This window comes from Sporosarcina sp. HYO08 (assembly GCF_001563475.1).
Classification (GTDB): Bacteria; Bacillota; Bacilli; order Bacillales_A; family Planococcaceae; genus Sporosarcina.
The window spans coordinates 340,806-352,621 of the sequence record NZ_LPUT01000023.1 but is presented as its reverse complement, the minus strand read 5'-3'; the positions used below and the strand labels follow the sequence as shown (position 1 = coordinate 352,621).

The 11,816-nt window shown below is 40.9% G+C and carries 11 protein-coding genes; 9 read left to right on the top strand and 2 right to left on the bottom strand.

The annotated features are described in order from the left end of the window. The first annotated feature begins 10 nt into the window (after positions 1-10). The 4 genes from AU377_RS08730 to AU377_RS08715 all read left to right on the top strand — a co-directional run bounded on the left by AU377_RS08730 (position 11) and on the right by AU377_RS08715 (position 3,485). Entirely contained in the window at positions 11-397 is a 387-nt protein-coding gene (locus tag AU377_RS08730; RefSeq protein WP_067407011.1) for a VOC family protein, read from the top strand. Positions 398-657: 260 nt separating this feature from the next. Beyond that, a complete protein-coding gene (yfkAB, locus tag AU377_RS08725) occupies positions 658-1,794 on the top strand; it encodes a radical SAM/CxCxxxxC motif protein YfkAB (RefSeq protein WP_067407008.1) in 1,137 nt (378 codons plus the stop codon). Between the two features lie 210 nt (positions 1,795-2,004). Then, on the top strand, positions 2,005-2,907 hold the full coding sequence (locus AU377_RS08720; RefSeq protein ID WP_067407005.1) for a TIGR01777 family oxidoreductase: 903 nt from the start codon (positions 2,005-2,007) through the stop codon (positions 2,905-2,907). 74 nt (positions 2,908-2,981) lie between these two features. Further along, the gene (locus AU377_RS08715) at positions 2,982-3,485 is read left to right on the top strand and encodes a type 1 glutamine amidotransferase domain-containing protein (protein ID WP_067407002.1); all 504 of its coding nucleotides are present in this window, start codon (positions 2,982-2,984) and stop codon (positions 3,483-3,485) included. A 93-nt stretch (positions 3,486-3,578) separates the two neighbouring features. On the opposite strand, the gene AU377_RS08710 is transcribed toward AU377_RS08715, so the two are convergent. Then, on the bottom strand, positions 3,579-4,787 hold the full coding sequence (locus tag AU377_RS08710) for an MFS transporter (RefSeq protein WP_067406999.1): 1,209 nt from the start codon (positions 4,785-4,787) through the stop codon (positions 3,579-3,581). Positions 4,788-4,988: 201 nt separating this feature from the next. On the opposite strand from AU377_RS08710, the gene AU377_RS08705 reads away from it, so the two are divergent. The 3 genes from AU377_RS08705 (at position 4,989) to AU377_RS08695 (ending at position 6,416) form a co-directional block, all read left to right on the top strand. Beyond that, on the top strand, positions 4,989-5,312 hold the full coding sequence (locus tag AU377_RS08705) for a UPF0175 family protein (RefSeq protein WP_253724441.1): 324 nt from the start codon (positions 4,989-4,991) through the stop codon (positions 5,310-5,312). Then, positions 5,309-5,809 (top strand): DUF3368 domain-containing protein, encoded by a 501-nt coding sequence (locus tag AU377_RS08700; protein ID WP_067406996.1) that lies wholly within the window; start codon positions 5,309-5,311, stop codon positions 5,807-5,809. Before AU377_RS08705 ends, AU377_RS08700 begins: the two co-directional genes overlap by 4 nt. Before the next feature lie 145 nt (positions 5,810-5,954). Continuing rightward, positions 5,955-6,416 (top strand): hypothetical protein, encoded by a 462-nt coding sequence (locus AU377_RS08695; protein WP_067406993.1) that lies wholly within the window; start codon positions 5,955-5,957, stop codon positions 6,414-6,416. Between the two features lie 206 nt (positions 6,417-6,622). Here the strand turns inward: AU377_RS08695 and AU377_RS08690 are convergent, their stop codons facing one another. Then, entirely contained in the window at positions 6,623-7,159 is a 537-nt protein-coding gene (locus AU377_RS08690) for a hypothetical protein (RefSeq protein ID WP_253724439.1), read from the bottom strand. Positions 7,160-7,361: 202 nt separating this feature from the next. On the opposite strand from AU377_RS08690, the gene AU377_RS08685 reads away from it, so the two are divergent. Both AU377_RS08685 and AU377_RS08680 read left to right on the top strand, forming a co-directional pair. Then, the gene (locus tag AU377_RS08685) at positions 7,362-10,970 is read left to right on the top strand and encodes a dynamin family protein (RefSeq protein WP_067406990.1); all 3,609 of its coding nucleotides are present in this window, start codon (positions 7,362-7,364) and stop codon (positions 10,968-10,970) included. After that, positions 10,971-11,792, top strand: coding sequence for a sulfurtransferase (locus tag AU377_RS08680; RefSeq protein WP_067406983.1), 822 nt, complete (start codon positions 10,971-10,973; stop codon positions 11,790-11,792). The last annotated feature ends 24 nt before the right edge of the window (positions 11,793-11,816 follow it).

The following is an 11,816-nucleotide window of genomic DNA, read 5'->3' as shown; positions in this document are numbered from 1 at the left end:
ACGAAACAGTATGAAAATTATTGTCACCAGTTTATTTGTAGAAGATCAAGACAAAGCATTGGCATTTTATACCGAAAAGCTAGGATTTGTTAAAAAGCATGACGTTCCCGCGGGAGAATTTAGATGGATTACGCTCGTTTCCCCCAACGATCAAGAAGGTACCGAGCTTTTGCTTGAACCGAATAATCATCCAGCCGCTAAGGATTATCAAAAGAAAATTTATGCGGATGGCATTCCAGCAACGATGTTTGGTGTTTCAGATATTCGCAAAGAGTACGAACGTTTATCGGCACTCGGTGTGAAATTTACAATGGAGCCGACAGATGCGGGGAAAGTGACCATCGCGATTTTCGATGATACATGCGGGAATCTTATTCAAATCGCTCAGAATAACTAACTCATCAAAAATAGATTGGCCCTGTCCTACATTTAGGGCAAGGCCAATCTATTTAAGCTACAAAATAAATGCTACGGAGACTTCCTTTTTGTTGACACCTACTTCTTTAGTGCTATATTTACTACTGACCTACTAATCGCCCCAAAAAATGCATATCATCAAGCAGCGAACCCGCTATAAAGTGTTTATAGATTGTTAGAATGTGTTAAAGTAATAAAGAAAAAATTGGTAAAAGGTAAATTAGAGGGAGTTCGTAAACAATGACAAAAAAGGTAGAATCACTGAAACAAATAACGCCGACCTATGATCCGTGGGAAGCTTATTTGGATATCGAAGCACATGGGAAATACACGTTGTCGAGCATCGAGTTTACAACAACGTATTTATGCAATATGCGTTGTGAACATTGTGCGGTCGGAGATATGTTGCAACATAAAGACCCGGATGCGCTTCCACTCGACTTGCTCATATCCCGCCTCGATGAAATTCCGCATTTACGGTCATTCAGTATTACAGGTGGGGAACCGATGTTTTCCAAGAAGTCCGTGGAACAATATGTGCTGCCTTTATTGAAATATACACATGAACGCGGGATTCGTTCGCAATTGAACTCCAATTTGACCATGCCATTGGACCGTTATATGATGATCGCTCCATATTTGGACGTGTTACATATTTCCCATAACTGGGGGACGATCGATGATTTCGTCGATGGCGGGTTTGCGAACATGGAACGCAAACCTCCTCGTGAGCGCCGTGCCGCACAGTTCGAGCGGATGATTGAAAACAGTCGGGCGCTCTCTGAGGCGGGTGTAATGGTTTCGGCGGAAACGATGTTGAATAAACGGACGTTGCCGCATCTTGAGCATATTCATCGTCAAGTGGTAGAGGAAATGAAATGCGCAAGGCATGAAATCCATCCGATGTATCCTGTAAATTTTGCTTCAAATCTAGAAGTGCTCTCTTTAAAAGAAACGAGGAAAGCGATCCATCATTTGCTGGACATTCGCAATGAAGATGTATGGATGCTATTTGGTACGCTGCCGTTCTATCCGTGCAGCGATCATGAGGAAGAGTTGGCGTTGTTGGAACGATTGTACAATAGCCGCAACGTGTCTGTCCGCAACGATCCGGACGGCAGATCACGACTCAACGTTAATATTTTCACGGGCGATGTGATCGTGACGGACTTCGGTGATACGCCGCCGATGGGTAATATTCAGACAGAGGCATTGCCGGTCATGTTGGATCGTTGGCTAGAGCAGCCGCTCGCACAGACGATCGGCTGCCATTGTCCAGCAGTGAAATGCTTGGGCCCGAATTTGTTAGTGAAAGATGCTTATTATCCGAATGTGGATTTTCGGGAAAGAAAGGCGAATGTGTCTCGCGCACAATAAATGGTGGCAAACACAACTATAAGCGACTCACCGAGAACCCTGTCCTAGTTTTTGGACAGGGTTCTTCAAATTTTAAAAGGAGAAAATTAGCAATTCAACATTTTTACTATTGATTGACTATAATTGACTTAGTAGTTGCAAAAATGTCTATAAAAATCAAAGTGAATGCTTTTCTGCGCTATTTCAAAAATAGTCGAACGGGGTGATGGAGTGAATATTGTCATTGCGGGTGGCTCGGGTTTTATTGGACAGAAATTGACAAAGTTCCTTGTAAATGAGGGGCATACCATTATGATCTTAACAAGATTTGCCAAACAATCATCAAGAAATATCACGTATGTTCAATGGCTTTGCGAAGGGGCTTCTCCTGAAAAAGAACTAACAAATGTTGACGTATTCATTAATTTAGCCGGTGTTTCAATTAATGACGGACGATGGGATGCAAAGCATCAGCAACAAATTTATAACAGTCGGATGACCGCGACGGACGAGTTATTACGAATCATTGACGCACTGCCTCATAAGCCTTCCGTCTTTGTCAATGCAAGTGCAATTGGCATTTATCCAGCTTCGAAACAAGCCGTTTACACAGAAACATCAACTGAAGTCGCAAATGATTTTCTCGGTAAGACGGTTTTTGACTGGGAAAATAAAGCGAAGCAAGTAGAAACATATGGGACGCGTACTGTATTGATGAGATTCGGAGTTGTGCTTGGTAAGGAAGGTGGTGCACTGCCACTTATGGTGTTGCCGTACAAATTGTTTGCCGGGGGTACTGTCGGAGAAGGGGATCAGTGGGTCTCTTGGATACATGTGGAAGATGTGATCCAGGCGATTTCATTCGTCATTGAAAATGACAACATACGCGGCCCAGTCAATGTGACTGCACCGATAGCACTACAAATGAAAGAATTTGGCAAAACAATTGGTGCGGTCTTACATCGTCCGCATTGGATGCCTGTTCCGTCATTTGCGATGAAGCTGGCGCTCGGTCAGAAAAGTGCGCTAGTATTGGAAGGACAGCATGTTGTTCCTGGGGTGCTACTGGAAAGCGGATTTAAATTTCATTTCCCGACGCTGCACACTGCGCTAAAGGATTTGTATGGAAAGTAAATCCTATTGTTTGAACGGATTCCGAAAGTGACCTAGAATAATAGCCGAATGAAAATATAAGGGAGTGGAATGTATTGGCAAAAGTTTGTTTTTTATTAGCCAACAACTATGAAGACTCTGAAATGGTGAACCCGTATGAAGCGGTGAAAGAAGCCGGTCACGAGGCGGTAATTGTAGGACTTGAAAAGGGAGTCGAACTAAAAGGGAAAAAAGGCGCATCGTATACAGCTGATGTTTCAATCGATGAAGTGGATGCTTCTGAATTTGCTGCAGTTATTATTCCAGGAGGATCTGCGCCGGAAGCACTTCGAGTGAATCCGCAAGTCGTCGAATTTGTGAAGGAAGCACATGCACAGGAAAAAGTGATCGCGGGTATTTGCCACGGGCCTCAAGTGATGATTAGCGCTGACATTCTAAAAGGGAAGAAGTCAACATGCTATATCGGCATTCGCGATGATGTCAAAAATGCAGGTGCGGAGTATTTTGATGAAGAAGTCGTTGTAGACGGAAACCTTATTACTTCCCGAACGCCGAAAGACGAACCGGCGTTTATTCGGGAGATTTTGAAAAAATTGTAATTGAAAGTCCACGAGTGACGATCACCATAACACTTCTCTTAATTTTTGTACTAGGGCATCGTACAAACTATGAAAAAAGGACATCGGTGACAGTCACTCGTGTTTCATTTGTAAAGTATCTTTCATATTAATAACGATCACAAACGAAATGATTAAGAAAACAGACGCGCCTATAAAAGTGTACACGACATTAAACAAATCGGAAACGATACCAACCAAAGCTGTTGAAAGTCCGAAGCAAATGGTGATTAAGGCGCTTTGGGCAGTGTAAACTTTTGGCAGCAAATGATCATCCAGAGACGACTGCACAATACTTTGTAAAAAAATGCCTTTTAGCTGATCGAATAGTCCGTTGAAACCGATTAACAATAGCGCGAGCCACGGGAATACATTGAATCCGAAAAATAAAGTCGTTAAAAAGACGAAAAAACTGCTAACAATGACAGTCGGAACGAGGCGTTCTTTCAAAAATGCGGACTTGTAGCCAATTATGCCGGCAAGCAGAATTCCGACAAAAAGTGAAGTGTTGATATATCCCCACCACTGCACTCCGACCTTTAGCCGCTCTTGAATAAAAACATATAAAATCGCAGATAGCCAAACTGTGTTTGCGATCGCTTCGAAAATAATAAGTAAATGAATCGTACGCAAGGCCCGATTTTTAAAAATAATTTGCCAACCTTCAAACAATGCCTGCTTAATAGAAGTTTTTTCTCGAGGCACTGTGTCCTTTTGTTTGGGATCAACAAGCAGACTCATTAACCCAGTTGATAAAATAAACAAACTAAACGTAATCCAAAACAATCCGTTGGGATGAAGCAAGGCAAGAAGAATCCCTCCTAAAGACCATCCGGCTAAACGAATCGATTGGTCGGATAGCGAAACGAGGCTGTTCGCTTTAATCAAGTTATCAGTAGGCACTAATCTAGGGATCATAGAATTTCTGGCAGGAGATGCCCATCCATCTAGAAAAGATATACAACCAACTAATATAAAAAGAATAGCGATTGAGTAGAGGGATACAAAAGTTAAGGAATATATTGCCAATAGGAAAAGAAGGATCATTTTAGAAAACTGTGAGTACAGAAGAATATTTTTCAATTTATATTTATCAATGATCAAAGGTGCGATCAAACCGCTGAGAAAAGTTGAAAATGTATGGATTAAAGGCACTAGGGACACAAAAAATGTGGATCCTGTCATATCGTAAACGATCGATATGAGCGCAACGATATAAAACACATCCCCCGCATTGGCTAGGCTTTGTCCGATCACAAGATACCTAAACGAATGATTTTTCAGCGTAGCCCCTCCATTTATATCAATATGACCCCTTTTGGAGCAACCTCAACAAATTAAAAAGTAATTTTTTATATTGTGAAGCGATCTAATCATATGCATATCTTAGTATTATAACGCGTGAGTAATTGTATGATTAGTTATTTCCGAAATTTCATATTTGTGAACAGCGATGGTAAAATAATAAGAAAGCAAGATACGATTATGGAGAAAAAGGAAGAAGGGGTGGCGAAGATGGCTATGGAATATTTTCAGGTAAACTTGCCAAAATCTTTTTTACCGTTTATCAATCATGCCTCGGGTGAGAGTATTGATGCAAAGGTAAAACAATCTTTGGCAATTGGAATGTTTATTGAGAAACAGGTTACTTTGGCAAGGGCTGCGGAGTTAGCCGATAGTTCCCTTGTAGACTTTATTGACCTTTTGCAATCCAAGAATATTCCTTGGTTGGAGTACACTCAAGAACATCTGGAAGACGATCACCGAGCCATTCAGGAGATTTTATCTTCCGATGATGAGATGATATGAGAAAAATCATCACAAACTCGACACCGGTAATTGGTTTGTCAATGATAGGAAAGCTTTCTTTATTGAACGAACTGTTTGACGAAGTTTATGTACCGGAAGCTGTATATAATGAAATTGTAAACGGAAGATCGAATCGGAAATATGGCAAAGAAGAGTTAAAGGGCTTGATCGAGGAGGGCAGCTTCAGTCTAGTGCAGATAAAAAACAAACAGCTCGTTGACACCTTGTATGGGAAATTGCATGAGGGAGAATTGGAGACAATTGTGGGTGCTAAGGAACTTGGCCTGCAAAATGTTCTCCTGGATGAACAAGCTGCAAGATCTTTCGCCAAAACCTTTTTACTTCGACCGATCGGGACTGTTGGTATTCTACTACTCGCCAAGAAAAAAGGAAAGGTAGAAAGGATACAACCCCTTTTGGATGAATTGATTGCTAATGGAATATTTCTTTCAAAAAGTCTATATAAACAAGTCCTGTTTGAAGCGAAAGAAATATAGGGAAATATACCCCATTTGTATTTGATTTATGAGTGACTGTTATCACATTACTTCAATAAGGCTCTGCACTAGGGCATCGTACAAGCCGCGAAGCAAGGAAAACCAAAATGAACTTTAACAGTTTTTTGTTGGGAGGTAATAGGATTTGAAAAAAGCCATCTTCAGGGCATTATCCCTAGCATTTGTATCTTTGCTACTTTTCGGTTGTCAGCCAAAAGAAAACATCTCTACCGAAAAAACTGTTAATTCATCGCCTGAACCGGAAAACAGTAATCAACTTTCAATAAACAATAATTTTATTGGCATTAGTTTTTCGAGTCTGAATGGTTTCAATAAAGTTAATTTTGATGATCAGCAAACTTTAAATGCCTTTCAAGACATCTTTTCAAGCGTAATAAAGGAAGACGGCATAGTTAATATGACTGATCCTGAATTTTATATGGATGTCATTTATGATAACAATGAACAGTTAAGGTTTTATTTATGGATAGGGGAAAAAGGACAAAGAAGCACATTTATGAAAACGAAAGATGCCAACACCATTTATACTGTTTCACCAGAACAAACGGATAGATTAATCATGTTAGTTGAAAACACTTTTAATTGAGTGAACCTTGATTGAACACCTTCAAAATGGGTTTACGAGTGACTGTCACTCGTGAGACAACAATTTATAAATCCACCAATTGAAATTTAATTGATTTTGCTTGATACATTTTATCACGATATTCATAAGTAATAATAATGTTACCAACAAAAGCTCCTGGAGAAAACTGGGGATGTAATCTAGCGATAAGATGATTATTTTTCACTTCATATTTTAATGATACTGCCAAAGTAAATTTCATTAAATATTGTTTCAGGAAGAAGTTTCAACTCTTTAACGTTAATGACATAATTTTTCTTACCGATTATTATTTTGGCCTTGCTTCGAGTTAGGCTTGATTTGATATTTTTATTCACGATTGCCATCGGTTGGTCAACAAGCACTTCTTCGAACCGATTATGATCTATATGAAAAACATGAACCTCTTGGTCTAAAACACCAGTACCGTAACCCTTTGTCAATATGATGATTAATTCTTTCCTTTCATCTTTATTAATGTCTTCGTAATATACTTGCGGGGCGTAGGCACGGTTCGTAACGTTCATCCAATAGGGTCTTGAATAAACTCTTCCATTCAAATCAATTTTAAAATCTTGATAGTGACTATCCGTTTTCTTGGCATAAATAGTGATATGGTCTTTATCTGCTGTTGCAACCACAATATGTTCTGGAATGGTTGCTTTTGCTTTAATAAGGGCAATTACAAGAAAAGATGTAATTATAAAAATAACGTATTTTTTCATTTGTTCTTCACCTCATTGTATGAATTCACAAGTGACTGTCACCACACCACTTTTTCAAAGTTTGTACTAGTGTATCGTACAGGCTATGAAACAAGGAGAGCGGTGACAGTCATTCGTTTTTCTATTCCCTAAAAATTCACATCATTCCACCCTATAAAAAATGGTATGATAAGAAAAGCATTGTATGAAGGGATCGAAAGGTATGTCTGAAATAGACGAACGTTTACAGTTAGCAGCAACTTATGGAAAAGTTTTTGCGATGCATGACGATGAAGAGCGTATACGGAAAACAAATTTATTTGCGAAAAAGCTCATTGATCAGGAATATATGATCGGCTTCGCGGGGCACTTTTCTGCTGGGAAATCGTCGATGATCAACGCGCTGACGGGGGAGGATTTATTGCCTTCCAGCCCGATTCCAACGAGTGCGAACATCGTTAAAGTTAAAAAAGATGATCATGATTATGCCATCATCCATCGAACGGATGGAACGGCTGTTAAATACGATGGTCATGGATTTCCGGGGGCCATTAAGTCTTTTAGTAAAGACGGTGCTGCCGTGTCGCTTGTGGAAATCGGCCATACGGCATCCAACTTGCCTGAAGGGATTACGGTAATGGACACGCCCGGCGTTGACTCCACAGATGATGCACACCGGTTGTCAACGGAATCCGCACTTCACTTAGCGGACTTGGTATTCTACACGATGGACTATAACCATGTGCAGTCCGAACTTAACTTTCGTTTTACGAAGGAATTAATGCGGTACAATGAGAGCGTTTATTTAATTATCAACCAAATCGACAAGCATCGGGAAAGCGAATTGCCTTTTGAAGCGTTTAAACAATCGGTGGAAAATTCTTTTGCACTTTGGGGCGTGGAGCCGAAAGGGATTTTTTACACATCATTAAAAGAGTTAGAACATCCGCATAATGATTTCAACAAAGTGAAAGCGATCGTTCAACATTCAATGGACAACTGGCAAGAGCGATTTTTGGAAAACATAGATGGAACATTTGCAAAGTTAAAAGATGAGCATATACAATTTTTAACAGATGAAATGGAAGAGCGCAAAAATACATTTGCTGAAATCGTTTCGGAAGAAGAGTGGTCAGAAAGGGAAGAACTGCAAGCGGAAGCTTCAGAATTAAAGAAGAAACTTACGCTTTTATCAAGCGATGCCTTTGCAACTGCATTTGAAGAAAACCGCAGTCATCTTTTACAAAACGCAGCGATTACGCCCTATGAAACGAGAGAATTGCTAAAAGACTATTTAGAATCATTGTCTTCACGCTTTAAAGTTGGATTTCTATTCAGCGGGAAAAAGACCGAAGAGGAAAAAGCGAGACGGAAAGAAGCGCTTGCCGAAAACCTGGACAAGCTCATTCATACACAAATCGAAGTGCATCTAAAAGTACTGATGAAGCAATCATTAAGAGAGGCGGGCATCCTAACCGATGAACGTTCTTTGGCGATTGATGCGCTTGACCTTTCTGTACCATTCGCCGATCTTGAAAAAGAATTTAACGTCTCGGACGTCATTACGGGTGATACGGTCCTTAATTATGCGGAGCGGATGAAGACCGTCATTCAAACGGGTTTTAAACGGTTAACGGATGACTGGAAGCATGAGATGTCAACCGTCGCGTCAACTGCCGGCAATGAACAGACGGGTGAACTTGAGCAAAAAATTCATCGCTTGGATGAAAAGTTATCTGCAATTGAACAAGTGAATGTAATTGAAGACCAATTAGAAGTGCTTGACCGGGAAATCATGCATCCGACTTCCGAAATCAAAGCGGGGAGTGCGCTACTATTAAAGCAGTGGACGGCACGGACAACTATACGTGCGGCGGACTATGCAGAAGAAGTGAACAGCACCCCTTTAGAAGAAGATAAGACAATCAATGATCAGCAAGTTGAATACGTGGCGGAAACATCGTTTTCTGATGCCGATGCTGTGATTGCTGATGCGACCCGTGTGGCAAAAGCGGTTGAGAAAATTCCAGGATTTTTAGAATCCGCGAATTATTTACAAAGAAAATCGAATCGATTGGAAGGTCAGGAATTTACGGTCGCCTTATTCGGTGCATTTAGTGCAGGGAAATCATCATTTTCCAATGCATTGATCGGAGAAAAGGTATTGCCAGTCTCCCCAAATCCAACGACGGCTGCCATTAACCGGATTCGTCCAATTACTAAAACGAAACGAAATAATACAGCGGATGTTCATTTAAAATCAAAAGAAACGATGACCGAAGATGTGATACGTTCATTCGATGCACTGGGGATGCCGGTGTCAACGCTCGAAGTTGCGTTTGATAAAGCGCAGGAAGCGGTGCAATTAGAATTAGACGATGAAAGTCTACACATCCACAAATCATTTATTGATGCATTCCAAAAAGGCTATCCGGTTTACAAAGAAGCGCTCGGTACAATTTTAAACGTTGAAAGAGACGAGTTTGTGAAATTTGTTGCGGAAGAAGACCGAAGCTGTTTTGTGGAATCGATCGATTTTTATTATGATTGTCCATTAACGCAAAAAGGCATTACCCTTGTCGATACGCCTGGTGCAGACTCCATTAACGCCCGCCATACAGACGTTGCTTTTGACTATATCCGAAATGCGGACGCGATTTTGTTTGTGACATATTACAACCATGCATTTGCTAGAGCAGACCGTGAATTTTTAATTCAGCTAGGTCGTGTGAAAGACGCATTTGAAATGGATAAAATGTTCTTTATCGTTAATGCCATTGACCTTGCCGCAAATGAAGAAGAGGCGGAAGCGGTACAAACATTTGTGAAGGAGGAGTTGCAGAAGTTTGGCATTCGACACCCGCGCGTACATGGTATATCAAGTTTAGAAGCGCTTGAAGCGAAGCTTGAAAACCGTCAAGATCCATTTATGGCGCCGTTTGAACAAGAATTTCATCATTTCTTAGAAAAGGACTTGAAAGGTTTGGCCGTTCAAGCATTGGAAGAAGAAACGATGAAAACAATCGGACGGTTGTCAGCACTTATTATAAGAACAGAAGCGAATCGCACGCGAAAAGCGGAACGTCTCCAAGAGCTTGACCGTTGGGAAGGGGAACTGCGGCAACACTTCGGGGCAAAGTTTGCGAATGTGTTAATGAAAGCTGCACACCATGAGTTAGGTGAACTTGTTTATTACATTTTACAGCGTGTTTTCTTACGATACGGTGATTTCTTTAAAGAAGCGTATAATCCATCCGTATTCGTCAACCATTCAGCAGACCGTGCTTTGACAATGGCACTTGCTGAAACGACGCAACTGATTGGCTTTGATTTGACGCAAGAATTAAAAGTGACGAACTTACGGATGTTAAACTTTATGAAAAAGCAAATACAAGAACGTGAGCGAAATGAAATGTCTTATTTAAAAGACAAAGATGGTTCGATTGCGTTCTCGCCGTATGAACCACAGGATGTGGATTTATTAACATTTGAAGCGCCTTACAAAGATCCATCTAAATATAGCAGTGTGAATAAAGTATTTAAAAACCAAAAAGCGTTTTTCGAAAAAGGAGAGCGCGATGTTTTAAAAGATCGTTTGGAAGAGTTATTGAAGGAAGAGGCTTCCATTTATTTGGGGATTGAAAAAGAAAAGCTTGAAAAATGGACGGATCAATGGATCGATCAAGAGGCGGAGGGATTAAGGCAACATCTTCTAAGCGAAAGCCTGCAGCAAATTGCATCAGAACGAACATTGCTACAAGGATCGGAGCAATTGGAAGAGTGGCGTGAAATCTACACATCCATTAAAGATTTGAACAAGGAGTTGGTCTGAATGGCGAATGTATTCATTTCCGTAAAAGATGTAAATCTTAAAGATATCAAATGGATCGATGCACGTTTCTCATTGCAAGATCCGGCTGCCGGTAAGCGGAAATTTGCAGAAGAACATATTGCGGGTGCAGTCCATTGGGATTTGGAAGAAGACTTGTCGGATATGACAAAGTCTTCGGGACGTCATCCAATGCCCGACAAGTCAGCCTTAACAGCGCTATTTCAAAAAAGTGGATTGAACTTAGCGGACAAGATCGTTGTGTACGATGATGGCGGCAGTCCTTTTGCCGCCCGTGCTTGGTGGTTATTAAAGTATGCGGGTTTCAAAAATGCCTTTATTGCGCTGGAAGGCTTTGAAGAAATAGTGAAAGAAGGCATTGCGGTAAGCAAGGAAATGTCAAATCCTGTTCAAACGGATATGACGCCTGTTTGGGATGAAACGATCTATGCGGATCGGCAATTGGTGAAAGACATTGTGCTTGGAGAGCGGGAAGGCAAGCTTCTCGATGCGCGTTCAGCAGAGCGATATATGGGTAAAGTAGAACCGATTGATCCAATCGCAGGAAGAATTCCGGGTGCACTTAATTTAGATTGGGAACAGTTAAAAGAACAAGGGAAGTTTTGTTTGAATGCTGATGTTTCATCCAAATTGTCCGAAGTGGCAAATCCCGGCGAACCGATCACTGTATACTGCGGCAGCGGCGTAACGGCAGCCCCTCTCTATGCAATGCTGGCAGAACATGGATATGATAATATTCGCTTATATGTCGGAAGTTATAGCGATTGGATTTCAACTGTGGAGATGATGGTTGAAAGGGGATAAGGACTAAGTTTAGTAAGACAAGGC